This is a genomic window from Neorhizobium lilium (assembly GCF_004053875.1).
Lineage (GTDB): Bacteria > Pseudomonadota > Alphaproteobacteria > Rhizobiales > Rhizobiaceae > Neorhizobium > Neorhizobium lilii.
The window spans coordinates 410,894-426,799 of record NZ_SBIP01000002.1; the positions used below are offsets into that span (position 1 = coordinate 410,894).

Here is a 15,906-nt window from a genome sequence, read left to right on the forward strand (position 1 = left end):
AACCCACTTTGATGGGTTGAATATTCTCTACCGGTGCATTATTGATCCACTGAAAGGGTCTATAAGTTTTGCTCCAAGGGACTTGCCAATCTCATCGCGCAGGCTTGCTCGCAGTTCTAGGATGGCTGACACATGGCGCGCTGGAAGAAGCCGTCAAAGAGCGAGATTCTGGAAAACCGGCGAACGCTGGCGGAGCGAGCACACTGTGGTGACTTGCGTTTGCCTAGCGCCGTGGTGGAAATCCGCAAAGGTATCGGGATGACACAAGAGGAATTCGCCAAAGTGCTTGGGCTCACACGACGGCAAATAGCAGAGATCGAGGCCGGCAATGCGAATCCAACGCTTGGAACCTTGACTAAGATCGGTCGACTTTTTGGATTTGAGCTTGGATTTGTGCCGCGATCGCCTGATAGAAAGCTGTTGCTCGCCAAAGGCGTCTCTTAGTCTGTGATTTCTTTACGAATTCATAGCATCCGTAGTAGCATCACGGCACATTGGAATCGAGGTGCGAAATGACTGAAAAAACCAGGGTGGCGGAGCAATTTGGCAGGTTTGCGCCTCTACTTGATCCGGCTTGCCAAAGCCGTAAAATCTACGACACCGTTCTCTTTGAGGTGGGAGACTGCGTTGTCGCGCCTACGCTTGGCTCCATAATTCCGAATTGGTTGCTAATTGTTCCAACGCGTCCAGCGATGAATTTTGCTCAATGGTATCGCGGGACCGGGGTCAATCCTCAAGAGCTTATTCAAGAAGTATCTTCAACGCTTAGGGTGGAGCTTGAGCGGATTATTTGGTTTGAGCATGGACCCAGCGCGGTTGGTTCAATTACCGGCTGCGGCGTAGACCATGCCCACATTCATGTCTTGGTCGATCCTCCATTCAGTTTTCAGGCTTTCGATGCGGCGGTAAGAGCAGAGTCCGATAGGTGGAAACCTTTCAACACCTCATGCGTGTATGATCACATCTTGGGTAATGAGTCTTACATGATAATCGGCTCGGATAAACGCGCGATCGCTGGCACAAGCGTCGAGGAACTTGGCTCCCAATATTTCAGAAGAACAATTGCAGGCTTGGTGCAAAAGCCGCACGCATGGAACTACCGCACGCATGCACACATTGGAAACGTCCGGCGAACAGTTAAGACGCTCGCGCAGCAGATTGGAAGTTAGCGTGGCGGAAAGCGACGATAGTGCCGGAACTGCAGACGATTCCAGTTCTGTTCCTGCGACCCCCGGAAAAAATGACTATACGGACGGTAGGACATTGGGAGAATGGGAGAGCAAGTACCCAACGCCAGCACGCCGTTGCATCAATCAAGAAGCATTCTTTTTAGCAGGACTTTTGATAGTTCTGTGTTGCGTCAGTGGACTGTTACTCGCTTTGTCTGGGCAGACAGTAGATATGCCGCTGAATTCGGTAGCTGAGAACGCTTCCGCAAAGCAAAACATATTGCACTTTGACCTAAAGATCCTCACAATTTTCTTCGTTGGATGTGTTGGCGGCACAACCTTCTCTATTAAATGGCTGATCCATTCTGTCGCGAAGCTAAAATGGCACTTGGATAGGCGATATTGGCGGATGTTTGTGCCGCTGATCGGCGGCGTTTATGCTTGTGTGGTGTTGACGTTGTTTGATGGTGGTGTGATTGGGGTGGCGGATGGCGCCCACTCCCGCTCCATGGCGACAACGGCAGCACTTGCGTTTCTAGTTGGTTACTTTTCTGACGGTGTCAGCGGACTTTTGTCCAACATCGCCAACGCGGTGTTCGGGACGCTAGAGAAAAAATGAACCAGAGGGTCCTGTTCTCTAATGAAAATGTTCGTGCGGAGTGGCTCGACGCGCGAAATCTTAAAATGCGGTTTGGACCCAAAGCAGCAACGCTGGCAACTCTTCCAAGGGTATGGACACCTCCATTCGCTCTAGTCGCCTGGGATGTGTGCCGAAGTGACGGAACGGGATTGCTGCCGGATGAAGTCAGCAGAATTGAGAAGATCGCTGGCCTGACTGGCAAGCTCTACGTCCGATCAAGTGTGGTGGGAGAAACAATCTGGGAGAGAGGAACCTATAGCAGTGTACTTATCCCGACGGTTGGTCCGCTATTCGAGGCTGATCTGAACAAAGCGATTGCCGAGGTGGTGGAATCGGCTAACGGACAAAAAGTCGGGTTTGTGCTTCAAAGTTACGTTGAGCCGAAAGCGCGTGGGGAGTTCGGAAACTTGCTCCGAATATCGAAGACTCGTGATCATTGGGAACTCTCGACGGAGACCAATGGCATAACATCGCGACTTCGTATCAATACCCAACGCGACGAGGCTGCGAACGACGACGCCTCAATAGAAATGAGGCCACGGCTTGCACGAGAAAGGATATTTGGCTCCATCGCAGCATGGTTGAACACTTATCTCCTGCGAAGCACATCAGTTCGCGTAAATTGCGAATGGATTGCTGATCTGGAAAACATTTATCTGGTGCAGATTGACGAAGAAGATGAAGATCTATCGGGATTGAACCCATTTCAAGTGCGCGTCGCCCCCGTACATCAACCAGCAGCCTCACATGGGCAATATCTCCTCTGTGCAGACGAAAATGCAATAGAACAGTGGGATAAACTACGGGTCTTAAAAGAACTGTGGGAGCCTGACGCAAAAGAAAAGCCTACGCTGTTTTACGTTCCACTTTCGTCGCTCTCCAATGCGACTCTTGCAGGCGACGCTTCAGAATTAGAAGCTGATTTTCGAAAGCTTATTGGTCCGGACAATATTGTTGTCAGAACAAGCGGCTTGGCCTCGGCAGAGAAAAAATCGAACCTTGACCGAACCGAGGGGCTAACCCCGGCGGAGGCGGCAAATTGGTGCCTGTCGACTTATGTTAAATTTAAGGCCGAGCGCGGACACGTGGACGACTTGGCGTTCGTTGCCCATCGTTTTATGGCAGCGCGTGCAGCTGCTTGGGTGCGGGCAGAGCCTGGAAATCCCATTGTCGAAATCAATAGCTTATGGGGCCTGCCAGATGCGCTCCAATATTGCCCCTATGATATTTGGGAAATACATGTTCCGACGCAAAGCTCGACAGAATACCCCGAGTACAAAAGTCATATGCTGGTCGCGAAGGAGAGCGGGGGATGGGAGTACAGACGTATCAAGAACGAGCTTTGTAGAAGCCTAAGTATTGGAAGTAAGGAAGCATTGGATTTGGCGAATCGTACAGCGGCGATTGCATCCCGTATGGGAAAATCCTGTCATGTGATGTGGTTTGTTGGATGTATCAACGAAAGAGGCCAATCTTTCAACATTCCCTGGTACTGGACAAACGCGCACGAAACAGAACGAAACATTGATCGATCAAATTATCAAGTTTTCATTGTTGCTGGGGCTGAAGACTTGGAAAAGTTCAAAGCAGTGCCCGGTCCACGTACGCGGCAAGCAATTGAATTGCGCCCTACCGATCAAAGCTTGATGCGGGATATGAAATTCATTGGAGCAGTTGGGGCTACCGCGAGGGAACTGAATATTCCGGTAATATTGGCGGGGTCGACTCTTGCCCATGCTTATTTTGAGCTCGGGCGGCAGGGATGTACCGTCGTTGCAAAAGGGGAAAAAGAACATTCTCGCATCCGGAAAAATGCGACTTTTGGGAAAATAGTTCGAGATAAAATTCCTGGAAGGATTGCAGAACGCAAGGAGACTGAGGTCACACAGACGATTCCACAAAGTTTGCGGAAAAATTTTCTGACCAGTAAGCTATTGGAGGAAGCGTTGGAGGTGCGCCAAGCGCAAACGCTGGAAGAAAAGCGGGTGGAATTGGCGGATTTGTACGAAGTCATACGAGCGCTTTCAAGCAGCGAAGGTTTTACAATAGAGGAGGTCGCTGAGGCGGCGGAAATAAAAAGAGCCAAGGTCGGAGGATTTGACGAAGGTCTGGTGCTGCTCCAAACAGGAATTGTTAGCCGAGGTAATAGAACTGCACGCACGAAAGAGAAGCAGTTGGCTCAGGTTTTGGCACGCAAGCTGAACGGAACCACGTATGAACTGCCTTTTACTTTCTTTGGTTTCATGGAATTAGATCAACCTAGAACCCTAGAGTTTGAAAACCTTGAGATAAGTCTGAATATCACGTTGCGAGGTGACCGGATCGAAATCTCATTAACTCGGGATCCGACCCAACTGTTTCTGCCGCTGGACTTAGAGATGCCCGAAGACAAAAATTAATTTTTGCAATTAGCGTTATCCGCCCGAAGTATCCTCGAAGCGGCAATTTAGCCCAGCGTCAGAGGGATCATTCGGGCTCGTTCATCAATTATCCGTTGGATCGCCGTAACTGCTTGGCTGTCCTTGGGAAAATTAAGACTGTCAGCCAATGCGCTGCTCGCCTTCGGTACCGCGCCGCAAATTTCGGCAACTCGGCGTCGCACCAGTGCAGTACCAATTCCAGAATCTTTTGAAAAAGCGAACCATCCTTCCGCATCCATCTCGGTGAGCGTGGCGCGCCTTCCAATCCTCATGGCCATTTTTGGTGAAAGGTCTGAGTAGGCAACAGTGCAGAGTAGGTCGTACAACGGAGCCATTCTCGGCCCTTGATGATCGTAAAGGATCGAGAAATTCTTCCCGTGAGCGTCTGCATTTCCGACAATGAGATTGAAGATTGCTGAGTCTAGTAGCTTCAACACATCCGCAGCCGGTCGCGCTGATACCCGCCGCAATAGTTCGAAGCAGTCCTTGAAGGTCGGTCCGCCCTCGCTGGCATACTTCGTTTCGGGTGGCACGCCGAGCGCTTGGCAAAAGTCTTCTTGGTGGATGCGGCGCACGACGCCGTTGTCATCGCGAACACGGTCATATCTTTCTATCAGAAGGAACGAGCGCCCTTCCGCAGACCTCGGTTCGATGGGTGCAACGTCGAGGCCTATGTCAGCGGCAAGCCTCATCACAAAAGCTTCGTTCTCGGTTGTCCCCTTGAAGCGCGCGATGGGCGGTTTCAATATATGTGTGGTCGCCTGGCCAGGAAGCGGAAGTGCAATCAGGCCGTCGATCATAACAACAGGCACTTTGGATTGCGCGCCGGCCAGTGACAGTCTCAAGCCTTCCTCCCCGGCCAGTAGCGGCCGCATTGGAAGTGCGTCCAGTACCCGGACGATTCCTGCTTCATCCATAGGTGTGGGTTGCTGGCATGCAATCGGGTCCTCATCCATGGGCTTCTGATCTTCTGGCAAAAGCTGAAGTGCACCGGCGACGTCGCCCCCCAAGCGGTCGAGTAGCGCAAAGTCATTCGCAGGTGAAACGCCCAATGCCTGCGCCGCAACAAGACGCTGGCTCTCTTCAGGCAACAGGCCGCCGAAAAAGGGTCGGCATTCTCGGCGGGAAAACCGCTCCGGCCGCTTCGGCAGTGAGGCTGAAAGTGGAGGTGCGTTGTCGTCATCAAGCCAAACGTCAACGTAGGCGAAGCCGATATCGCCGTGCCTGTCCTGGGTAAACTGCCCGACAATGCGACCATCCCACCAGACGTTGAGAACCTTTGCCGTCATTTTCTGCGCTCACCAGGGGCTAGAATGTCAACCGAACACCCCAGCGTTTGGAGTACCTGTAGGACTTTTCCAATCTGAGCCGTGGGCTTGCCTGCTTCGAGATCGACGATAAACCGAAGCCCAACGCCGGCGACGCCGGCAAGCTCATCCTGCCGCAAGTTTTGCTCCTTGCGCGCACTTCGAACCAAGGCGCCGATATCGGCTGGATTTTTGATCTGTTTTGCCATTCCTGTTTTCCCGCTCGGGAAGGTAACCGCCTTGTACGCCTCTTGTCTAGGTTAATTTACCCGCTCGGGAAAATTATGGACGCGGTACTATCGCTCGGAAGGAAAATGTCCCGATCGGTAAATCGCGCCTGATTGCGACGTTAGGTGTTGGAGACATCGCTTCCAGGAGAAGCCGAATCCATTGTAGGCATCCACCCAATTCGCTAGCCAAAGTCTCTTGGATGCTTCAGATGTTGCCAACTCGTAATAAACGCAAAGGAAAGCAAGTTGAGCGCCAAAAGTGATCAGCTAACGGTACTCAAATACCTGTATCACCGCTTGGCCAGCGGAGACACCCGGTACTGTACTATTGCGACGATAAAAAAACATACCGGGCTTGAGAACCCCAATCAGTACTTGTTGGCGTTAACGGATGACTTAGAGACATCAGGTTTGGTTATCACGCGCCAGGCTTACCAGATGTCCGGTGGCAGACTATTTCAGATCACTGCCGCAGGGTATGATGCCATAGAAAAGGGAGAGATAACCGTCATAGTAGACAGTGCGGCATGGACTGGCCGCTTTAATTTATCAGAATATCAAAAGTCTGAGATTCGGCGAATTCTTACGGAAATGCGAGTAGTCATCGAAACAGCTAAGTTATCAAACGCTCGCACGGCAAATGCCATGGCTTTGATAGAGTCTGCAGAAAAATTGGTCGAGACCCCAGACCCTCTCTGGCCTGAGATTATGCGCCTATTACGCTCTCCTACGCTCGCTGGGGTGACCGGAATCGCAGGCCTCTTGATGGCCTTCGTACAGATCGTGATGGCGGCGGCGAGTTCGTAAGATATCTTGCCGTCGCGCTCCTAACATCATCCGACCATCGGATTTCGATCCAGCTTCCCCCGATATGACGGATGCCTGTGCGACACGATCGCGTCAACCAACGCTGGCGGCTTCGACCCCGCCAGCAGCAGCATCTTTCCCGTCTTCATTTCCAATATTTGATCGGGGGTCATGAGCTTCTGGCGCTGTTCGGCGGTCGAGGTCTTGCGGCTCTCGCCGAAATTGGCGGATGATTGCTTCGTGCGGGTCAGCACGGTCTGATCGCCAAGCGCATTCGCGGCCCAATTGGCGGTTTCGAACTCTGCACGGCCGAGGCCGAAAATGCGGGTTGTGACGCAGGAGCCGAGAATGCTGGCGGTGTCGCCCTTGCCATAGACGCTTTCGATCTGGCCCTTGTCCTGGGTGATGAACAGCGCCTCGATGCCGCAGCCGGCGGCGACGTTGGCGATGTTGATCAGCTTTTCCATCCGGCCGAGACGGACAAACTCGTCCAGCACCAAAAGCACGTTCTTTTTCGGCTTCTTCGCGCCTTCAAGGCGAACGGCCATGCCGAGAATGATGTTCGTCAGCAGCCGGAGGAAGACGGCTTGGGCGTCCACTTGGTCGAGCGGCACGACCATGAAGAGGTCGGCGCGGCCCTCAAACAGGTTTTCAAGTGAGCATGTGGAGGCGCTGAGAAAGGCGCGCAGCTCGTCGGAGCGTGCCCAATCGAAAGCCTTCTTGATCGTCGTCTTGATTGCGCCACGCTCGTTCTCGCCGGCCGCGAGGAAAGTCGCAGCGGCGGCGGCCGGGCGCGTGCCGAATGTCTCCGGTGCTCCAGCCCATTCCGTCAACGTCTTTTCAAAGCTGGCGGAAAACAGCAGGTCCATGACGCTGATCAGGTTGCGATCGGCTTCCGTGCGCCTGGTCATGACGACCTCAATCACGGCGGCAATCATGGATTTCGCCATTTCGGCAAAGTGCGCGCCGTTACCGCCTTCCGGTCGAACAAGCCCCTCGGCGATGACCTCGATGTCTCGGACGAGGTGCGCTTGCCGGATATAGTCGAGTGGGTTGAAACGATCCTGCGACGGCTCGATGACGCCGAAGGGATTGAGAACCACGACCTGACGGCCGAGCGACTGCCGATATCGGCGCGTCACGGCGAAGTTCTCGCCTTTGATGTCGAGGACGGCGACCGGCCCGTCATGGTCGATGATCGCCGGAATGACGACGGACACGCCTTTCCCGGCGCGGGTGCCGGCTATGGCGACATGGTGGCCGGCGCGCCATCCGGTCTTCGGGTTGGGACGGTAGCGCAGCATTGCGCCGCCGGAGAGACCGAGCGGCAACCCGCTATCGTTGTGCCGGAGCTGGCGCAACTCCTGGCGATTCATCCATCGGGCGCGCCATGGGCCTTGTTTCGAAAAACGGCTTGACGAAGCGGGGGCGGCTATCGAGATCGCTCGCAGAATGAGGAACAGCGGCACAGGCAGGCCGATGGCGAGGCTGGTTTGTACACCAAGTTTCTGCGCCTCTGTGAAGCGATCCCATCTCGAAACCATGCCCGGATGCTCTCGATTCCGGAATAACCGGCATTTCGCCAAGCCTTAAAGCTGTCGACCAGGACGCCTGCCGCAATGGTGGGGTCGGTAAGGGCGAGAGCAGACGCGGCAAGGAGGGCAGCCCCCACAGCTAAGCCCGACGCGCTGCGGATGCGGCCCTGGGTGTCTCCCACCAAGGTCAGCAGCGCAAACCCGCAAAACATGACCAGTATTGCGGCGCGCGCGTTTTGATAGATGGGGGGCCAGAACAACGGCGCGGTCTCCATCAGCAGGAAACCGGCCGCAACCATGGCGATGGAAAGGGCATAGCGGTAAGGCTGAATGATCAAATTCATGGGTCAAAACTCCAGACGGAAATGAAAATCAGACGCGGCCGCGACCGGGCGCGGGCGATCGGGCTGTCACGTCTGCGGCGCGACCGCCTCCAGCATCGCTTCGGCTTGCTCCAGCAGGGCGAACGCTTCCGCCAGCTCGGTCGAGGCCGTGCCGCTGGAATGATTGCCGGAGGCGAGCCAGGCGTTCATGAAGGTAGCCTGTGACGCGATGAGCGATTTCAGCGATCCTTCCAAAGCCGCTTGCCGGTTTTCGATTATGTCGGTCGAGCGTTTCTCCAGCGCCTCGAACTGCGCGGTCCCGCTGCTCAATGCGTTCATCAACGTCTCGACGTAACCCAGCAATTCGCGCTCCAGCGGCGACAGGCTCTCGGGTATCGGTGGTCTGGTGGGTGTGGTCATCGGTCAATCTCCCTGGACGATCTTCAGGCATGGTGTTTTGGCGGTCCCGGCCTGGCAGGTGGTCAGCTGAAGGCGGTTGACGTCCCAGGTCAGGACTTTGCCGTTGCTGGTCTGGTTGATCTGCAAGCCCATTTGCCAGAGGCTGGCGCTCTGGGCTCGGTCGATCATCAGCCCCGCCCAAAACCAACTCGCGGTGAAGCTCAGAAGGACGATTAGCAACGCCACCGCGCCCATGGTCAGTAAGTATGGCTGCACCATCGACCGGAGCCGGTTCACGTCCGCCTCGGTCATCGCCAGCGCCTCGCTCAAGTGCTGGCGGTTCGCGTCCGTGAAGCTGCGGATATCGGTCTCGATTGTAGCTTGCGCGCGCTTCAAGGCTTCGCTCCAATCGGCATCGAAGCTCGTTGAGGTCGATGGCGTCGAGCCGGCTTCCGGAGCGGCTGGGCTCGCCAGCCGATCTTTCAAGCGCTCGCTCAAGGGTAACGTCCGCCTGCTGCGAAATCCCCTGTTCGAAAATCGGGCGCCTACTATATGGAGGCAAGTCAGTCGGAAACTGTCACGTCGATCCATCGACCTGTTGCCCCGCTTCCATAAATCCCGACGTCGATCCAAACGTCACCATTGACTATCATCGTCGCTGCCTCAGATGTCATGCGGCCGTTGCGAAGCATATTCTCGAGAGCTTCACGGTTGCCTTTATCTGCGAAAAACTCGTCGGCCTCGTCGGCCTTATCACGCCGCCCATACACATAAAAATTTGCGCGATCCTGTCGGATGATCTGCCAGGGCTGCGTAAGTCGAACGCCGCTTGAATTGAACAGATCGGACTTTCCGATATAGGCGCGATACCGCTCAATCAGCTTATCGGAATGAACCGCCGTTACGCTCGATTGAGCGGACGAAGACGATACGAAGCTAAGCGAAAGGCACGTAGCAAGCGCAGCCACGATGAAATTCCGATCCAAAATTTGGCCCCTAAAAACGATCCAGTTGGACCGACCGTATCGCTCCTTCGATGCATTTTGGAAGTCTGGTTCTTCGGTATCCGCAACAAAAAAGAGGTGCCGGTTAAATAACCGATCCAACTTCTAACCAAGCATGTGGTCTTCCGAGCTGGTGGCTTGGCTCAATTGCACATTTCCACTCTTAAAATTCCGGGAAACCACGTTTGCGCCACTGGCTCTGCGGCACGGGCGGGCCGACCGTGAAGCCGAAGGACACGACCTTCGTGACCTTGTCGTCCAGCTCGCAGCGGAAGCTCAAGTCATACCATTGCGCATCTGCGCGAAACGCGCCGCGCTGTACTTCCATGACCGTGCCGCTCGGCAGCCTGTAGGACGGCAGAAGTTCGGGACTATAGGAGGGCGACCCGTGCCGCAACTGTTCCTTGAGCTCAGTGCTGCACAACTGGCTGGCGCGGATGTCACGCGGGATATTGCCCATGGCGGTTCGGGCCACACCCTCACCCGTATCGTTTGTCGAGAACAGCCGTTTCACCTCGGGCAGATCGGCGGTCGTAACCGGTTTGGGCTTTGTCGAAGGTTTGACGTCCGGCTTCGGCGCCGGCGTCACGAGTGCGGCCTTCACCTCGTCCGGAAGCGCTACACCTGCATTACCTTGAGCTTGCGGATTGGCAGAGGATGCAGAGATTTCAGGCACGGATATATCCGGCACGGGATTGCCTTGCGTCTCCTCCGCTTTGTCAGGCGGCGGCGGAGCATCCGCCGCTGCGGCGTCGGCTTTTTCCTCTGTCGGGGCCTGATCGGGCTGCGGCCCCTGCTCGGCGGAACTATTGCCGTCCAGCGCCTTGCGCGGACCGCTATCCTTGTCGCCGAACTCCACCACCGGGCGGAGCACGTCGAGCGGTTGCGGCTTTCCCTGCTGTGCCTGATCCGCCGCAGGCTCCTCCTGCTTGGCGGGACGCGGCGGAGGCGGCTCCGGCTGCTTCGCCTCTTGCTTAGGCGGCTCCGGAGGCTTGGGGGGCGGAGGCGGAGGTTCCTGCTTTTGCGCCTCTTCGACTTTCGGCGCTTCGGGAGGCGGTGGTGGAGGCTCTTCTTTCTTGGCCTCTTCAGGCTTCGGCTCTTCGGGCTTTGGCAATTTGAGCTTCGGCGTCTCTGGCTCCTTCGGTTCGGGTTGGGGCTGCGGCGGCGGAACAAGCTCGACCTCGACCGTCTCCTCCTTCGGCGGCTCGGAAACGGGTAACGGCAGACGCACGAGGAAAGCTGCCACCACGAGCATATGCAGCAAGACGGATACCCCGACGCCCCATCCAATCTTGCCGTAGCTGTGTCTGCGGTCTTCGCTCATGACAGCGATGTAAGGTCAAATGGCCGGCGGATCGAGTCCTGCCTCCGGAAACGCCTCGAAAAGGACAAGAAAAAAGCCGGCCTGCTTGCACAGGCCGGCTTTGAAACCGTCTTTCGCGTCGAATGTTGCGCTTAGCTGTCGAGGAAGCTGCGCAGCTTGCGCGAGCGGCTCGGGTGCTTCAGCTTCCTCAGCGCCTTCGCCTCGATCTGCCGGATACGTTCACGGGTGACCGAGAACTGCTGGCCCACTTCTTCCAGCGTGTGGTCGGTGTTCATGCCGATGCCGAAGCGCATGCGCAGAACGCGTTCTTCACGCGGCGTCAGCGAGGCAAGAACCCGGGTCGTCGTCTCGCGCAGGTTCGCCTGGATTGCCGCATCGATCGGCAGCAGCGCATTCTTGTCCTCGATGAAGTCGCCGAGATGGCTGTCCTCTTCGTCGCCCACAGGGGTTTCGAGCGAGATCGGCTCCTTGGCGATCTTCAGCACCTTGCGCACTTTTTCCAGCGGCATGGCGAGCTTTTCGGCCAGTTCTTCCGGAGTCGGTTCGCGGCCGATCTCGTGCAGCATCTGGCGCGATGTCCGGACGATCTTGTTGATCGTCTCGATCATGTGCACCGGAATGCGGATCGTGCGCGCCTGATCGGCAATCGAACGAGTGATCGCCTGCCGGATCCACCATGTGGCATAGGTCGAGAACTTGTAGCCGCGCCGGTACTCGAACTTGTCCACCGCCTTCATCAGGCCGATATTGCCTTCCTGGATGAGATCGAGGAACTGCAGGCCGCGGTTCGTGTACTTCTTGGCGATGGAGATGACGAGGCGAAGGTTCGCTTCGACCATTTCCTTCTTGGCAATGCGCGCTTCGCGCTCGCCCTTCTGGACCATGTGCACGATGCGTCGGAACTCGGCGATGGAAATGCCGGTTTCGGTCGCGAGATTCTGGATCTCCTGACGGATATCCCGGATCGTCGTGCTTTCAGCCTTCGAGAATTCCTTCCAGCCGCGGGCGGCAAGGTTGGCGATGGACTTCATCCAGTTGGGATCGAGCTCGGCACCCTGGTACTGCTCCAGGAAGCTGTCGCGCTTGACACCATAGGACTCGGCCAGCCGAAGCAGGCGACCTTCGTTCTGCATCAGTCGCTTGGAGATGTCGTAAAGCTGCTCGACCAGCGAATCGACACGATTCTGGTTGAGCGACAGCGACTTCACGGCGGTGATGAGCTGGTCCTTAAGCTCCTTGTAACGGCGCTCCTGCCCGGACGACAGCGTGCCGGTGCAGGAAAGACGGGCTTCCACCTGCTGGTCCTGAAGCTTGCGCAGCTTCTTGTAGGTGTCGGCGATCGTATCGAGCGTCTCCATGACCTGCGGACGCAGTTCTGCTTCCATGGCAGCCAGCGAAAGGTTCGACTCGTCGTCGTCCTCTTCTTCCTCCTCGCCAGGCAAGCCATCGCCGCCGACAGCGGTGATGTCATCGTCATTGGCGGCAGGGAAACGCGCTCTGCGGGTCTTTTCCTTTTCCTCGGCAGCCTTACGGTCCGCCTCGATCTTCTCGGGGCTCTGGAACTGCGGGGCGGCCTTGGCTTCCGGACCGGAATAGGTCGTTTCGAGATCGATGATCTCGCGTAGCAGCGTCGTGCCCTCGTTCAGTTCGTCGCGCCAGATGATCAGGGCCTGGAATGTCAGCGGGCTTTCGCACAGACCCGCGATCATCGTCTCGCGGCCGGCCTCGATACGCTTGGCGATGGCGATTTCGCCTTCGCGCGACAGAAGCTCCACCGAGCCCATCTCGCGCAGGTACATCCGCACCGGATCGTCCGTGCGGTCGGTCGGTTCTTTCTTCTTGGCCGCAGCAAGCGCCGTGCCGGAGGACGCTGGCGCCAATTCGCCGCCTTCGCTCTCGTTTTCCTCGGTCTCGCCCGCGTCTTCTTCTTCGCCGGCAGCCTCCTCGGCCTCTTCATCCTCAACGACGTTGATGCCCATGTCGGAAAGCATGGACATCGTGTCCTCGATCTGCTCGGAGGTCACTTCCTCGGAGGGCAGAACGGAATTCAACTCGTCCATGGTGACGTAGCCGCGCTTCTTGGCGGCCTTGATCATCTTCTTGACGGCGTCGTCAGAAAGGTCGAGAAGCGGACCGTCATGCGAGGCTTCGCGTTCGCCCTCAGCTTCTTCGTTTTCTTTGACTTTTGTTGCCATGTATTTCGTCGCTTTCCTTGAACGCCACGTTGCCGCGCTCGGTGGCTTGCGGCTGGAGGTTAAGCACCTCGGCCGCGAATCGATGTTCAACTCGTAACGGAATGACCTTTAATTCCCGATTACCATCGGCGGTCGCCAGAGGCAGACCACTCCAATCAGGATCCCTTGGCCATATCAGGTGCGCTTGACCCACTCCGCCTATTCTGCCTGAAATGGTGATTCCCACAAATTAACGCTTCGTCAAGTTTTTCCAGAGCCTAAGCCCTCGGAAATGTGGAAAAAGCCGTTTTGAACGGTTAAATCAAGCCGAGTTTACCAAGTACCCGGTAATGTAGGCAGTCCCGCGCTGAAGACAAGAGGCACGGCGCGGCCCTACTTCCTTTATTCGGATAGCTTGGAAACGAAAACAAAACACCTCGAATCACCGCTTTCCCTTAACCGTGGCTGATTGCGGCCCCTTTGATCCTGCCTGAAAGCACGCCGAAACCGTCGATGATCGCCTCCTGGTTTTCCAGCCGCGAAATCTCGTTCTGCACTTCCAGAAGCGCCCGCAAAAGAAGATCGGCTCGCTCCGGCTCTTCCCCGGTGGTCTCCGCGATCTCCCGTTCCAGCTCGACCTTCTGCCAGCGCAATTCCTTGTTGCGGGAATGCAGTGCGCGCGTCTGCCGGTAGGCCTGAAGCGCATCCTGCGGATCGGCCTGTTCGGTAGCGGTCCATAGACGCGCATTGCGAATCTGCTGGTTCATGGCCTTGAGCAGGTCGGCAAACCCGTTCTCTTCCAGTTGCTCGCGAAGCCCTTCCGCCGAAAGGTTCTGCCCGGCCCGGCCCGCAATGGTCAACAGGCAGGACCAGAGGCGCTGCAGGTCGCGACTTTCGAATTCCACCGAAGCGATCTCGTCATATTCCTGCAGCAGCAATTGCGGGTGAGTGACTATGGTCATGGCAAGCACGCTTTCGCGTAGCGCCGGCAGGTCGTGATGGCCCCGCACCAGGCCCGATCTCACGAGCCGGTCCGAGGCGCCAAGACCGCGTCCGGATTGCGCACCGCCCCGGCCTGCCCCATTGCCGCGCTCGCCAGGGCGTCCCCCGCCACGCTGGAAGCCGCGCTGAAATCCTTGCCCCTGAGCCGAATTGCGGGCGGGCTGGAAGAGCCCGTTCAGTCGTTCGCGCATTGACTGCTGGTAGTACCGCCGCACGTTTTCATCGCCGATCACCGAGACGATCTGCTTCAGGCGAGCTTCAAGTTCGGCGCGTTTTTCCGGCGTTTCGTAGTTGGCTCCGGAAATCTCCCTCTGCCAGACCATATCGGCAAGCGGGCGAGCCTCCGCCAGCACCCGATCGAAGGGGCCGCGGCCGTCCTGCTTGACGAGATCGTCCGGGTCTTTTCCCTCCGGCAGCATGGCGAAGCTGACGGAGCGGCCGGGTTTGAGGAAAGGCAGCGCCAGATCCGCGGCGCGATGCGCGGCGCGAACCCCGGCTCCGTCGCCGTCGAAGCAAAGCACCGGCTGCGGCGTCATGCGCCAAAGCAGTTCCAGCTGGTTCTCGGTCAGGGCAGTGCCAAGCGGCGCCACGACATTTTCGACGCCCGCCTGGTGGAGCGCGATCACGTCCATATAGCCCTCAACGGCGATGATAGTCCCCGCCTCCTTGCGGCCGGGACCTGCCTGGGCGGCACGGCGCGCGCGCGTGAAATTGTAGAGCACCTGCCCCTTGTGGAAGAGTTCCGTGTCGTTGGAATTGAGGTACTTTGCCGGCGCATCCGGCGACATGGCGCGACCACCGAACGCGATGACCCTCTCACGGGACGACAGGATGGGGAACATGACGCGGTCGCGGAACCGGTCGTAGGAAACGGCGATGCCCTCTCCATGCACGACGAGGCCGCATGCCTCGATCTGATCCTTCGGTACGTCTTTGCCGGCCAGATATTCCTTTAGCGCATTGCGGCTTTCCGGCGCATAGCCGAGCCGGAAAGTTTCGATCGTGCGGCCGGTCAACCCGCGATCCCGCAGATAGGCGCGCGCCTTCGCCCCCGCAGCGCTCTGAAGCTGATCCTGGAAGAACTGCGTCGCCATCTCCATGACGTCGAGAAGCGTGGTGCGCTCCTTCTCGCGTTTTTCCGCCTGCGGATCTGGCTGCGGCAAAGCAATGCCCGCCATATCCGCGACAGTCTGCACCGCTTCGGGAAAGCTCTGCCCTTCGAGGTCGGTGAGAAAGCGGAAGTGATCGCCCGACACGCCACAGCCGAAGCAATGATAGCGGCCCTTGCGGTCTTCGCAGTGGAAGCTCGGACTTTTCTCACCGTGAAACGGGCAGCAGGCCCAATAATCGCCGCGGGAGACATTGGTCTTCTTGCGGTCCCAGGTCACACGCCGGCCGAGCACCGACGATATCGGCACTCGGTCGCGGATCTCGTCGAGAAAACTGTTGGAAAAGCGCATGATCACCTCGGGGGCCAGCCTTGCATATAAGCACGCTGGCGCCCCCGCACTACCGCCTTTAAACCCAATGCCCGTTATTCACAGGCCTATCCGCTGTAAATTCGTCCAGACA

General features: G+C 57.0%; 15 protein-coding genes. 5 read left to right on the forward strand and 10 right to left on the reverse strand.

Annotated features, from left to right (window positions below):
* Window positions 1-132: 132 nt before the first annotated feature.
* The 4 genes from EPK99_RS08185 to EPK99_RS08200 all read left to right on the forward strand — a co-directional run bounded on the left by EPK99_RS08185 (window position 133) and on the right by EPK99_RS08200 (window position 4,208).
* Complete coding sequence (locus EPK99_RS08185; protein ID WP_128442551.1) at window positions 133-444, forward strand: helix-turn-helix domain-containing protein; 312 nt, start codon at window positions 133-135, stop codon at window positions 442-444.
* 68 nt (window positions 445-512) lie between these two features.
* Complete coding sequence (locus tag EPK99_RS08190) at window positions 513-1,169, forward strand: hypothetical protein (protein WP_128442552.1); 657 nt, start codon at window positions 513-515, stop codon at window positions 1,167-1,169.
* A 1-nt stretch (window position 1,170) separates the two neighbouring features.
* Window positions 1,171-1,788 (forward strand): hypothetical protein, encoded by a 618-nt coding sequence (locus EPK99_RS08195; protein ID WP_128442553.1) that lies wholly within the window; start codon window positions 1,171-1,173, stop codon window positions 1,786-1,788.
* Complete coding sequence (locus EPK99_RS08200; protein WP_128442554.1) at window positions 1,785-4,208, forward strand: nucleoside triphosphate pyrophosphohydrolase; 2,424 nt, start codon at window positions 1,785-1,787, stop codon at window positions 4,206-4,208. Before EPK99_RS08195 ends, EPK99_RS08200 begins: the two co-directional genes overlap by 4 nt.
* 47 nt (window positions 4,209-4,255) lie before the next feature.
* On the opposite strand, the gene EPK99_RS08205 is transcribed toward EPK99_RS08200, so the two are convergent.
* Window positions 4,256-5,518 carry a type II toxin-antitoxin system HipA family toxin gene (locus EPK99_RS08205; protein WP_128442555.1) on the reverse strand — a complete coding sequence of 421 codons (1,263 nt, stop codon included), beginning with the start codon at window positions 5,516-5,518 and terminating at the stop codon, window positions 4,256-4,258.
* Window positions 5,515-5,745, reverse strand: a complete 231-nt coding sequence (locus tag EPK99_RS08210; RefSeq protein WP_128442556.1) for a helix-turn-helix transcriptional regulator — start codon at window positions 5,743-5,745, stop codon at window positions 5,515-5,517. Before EPK99_RS08210 ends, EPK99_RS08205 begins: the two co-directional genes overlap by 4 nt.
* A 267-nt stretch (window positions 5,746-6,012) precedes the next feature.
* Between EPK99_RS08210 and EPK99_RS08215 the strand changes: the two genes are divergently transcribed.
* The gene (locus EPK99_RS08215; protein WP_128442557.1) at window positions 6,013-6,573 is read left to right on the forward strand and encodes a hypothetical protein; all 561 of its coding nucleotides are present in this window, start codon (window positions 6,013-6,015) and stop codon (window positions 6,571-6,573) included.
* A gap of 26 nt (window positions 6,574-6,599) precedes the next feature.
* On the opposite strand, the gene EPK99_RS08220 is transcribed toward EPK99_RS08215, so the two are convergent.
* The 8 genes from EPK99_RS08220 to dnaG form a co-directional block, all read right to left on the reverse strand.
* Entirely contained in the window at window positions 6,600-7,949 is a 1,350-nt protein-coding gene (locus tag EPK99_RS08220) for a type IV secretory system conjugative DNA transfer family protein (RefSeq protein ID WP_245582367.1), read from the reverse strand.
* A gap of 56 nt (window positions 7,950-8,005) precedes the next feature.
* Complete coding sequence (locus EPK99_RS25700) at window positions 8,006-8,452, reverse strand: hypothetical protein (protein WP_245582368.1); 447 nt, start codon at window positions 8,450-8,452, stop codon at window positions 8,006-8,008.
* Between the two features lie 66 nt (window positions 8,453-8,518).
* Window positions 8,519-8,851, reverse strand: a complete 333-nt coding sequence (locus EPK99_RS25705) for a hypothetical protein (protein ID WP_245582369.1) — start codon at window positions 8,849-8,851, stop codon at window positions 8,519-8,521.
* A 3-nt stretch (window positions 8,852-8,854) separates the two neighbouring features.
* Window positions 8,855-9,328, reverse strand: a complete 474-nt coding sequence (locus tag EPK99_RS25710) for a hypothetical protein (RefSeq protein WP_245582370.1) — start codon at window positions 9,326-9,328, stop codon at window positions 8,855-8,857.
* Between the two features lie 65 nt (window positions 9,329-9,393).
* Complete coding sequence (locus EPK99_RS08230) at window positions 9,394-9,798, reverse strand: hypothetical protein (protein WP_425374181.1); 405 nt, start codon at window positions 9,796-9,798, stop codon at window positions 9,394-9,396.
* A gap of 199 nt (window positions 9,799-9,997) precedes the next feature.
* Entirely contained in the window at window positions 9,998-11,158 is a 1,161-nt protein-coding gene (locus tag EPK99_RS08235) for a DUF930 domain-containing protein (protein WP_128442558.1), read from the reverse strand.
* 131 nt (window positions 11,159-11,289) lie between these two features.
* On the reverse strand, window positions 11,290-13,353 hold the full coding sequence (gene rpoD, locus EPK99_RS08240; RefSeq protein ID WP_128442559.1) for an RNA polymerase sigma factor RpoD: 2,064 nt from the start codon (window positions 13,351-13,353) through the stop codon (window positions 11,290-11,292).
* Between the two features lie 434 nt (window positions 13,354-13,787).
* Entirely contained in the window at window positions 13,788-15,794 is a 2,007-nt protein-coding gene (dnaG, locus tag EPK99_RS08245; protein WP_128442560.1) for a DNA primase, read from the reverse strand.
* Window positions 15,795-15,906 lie beyond the last annotated feature (112 nt).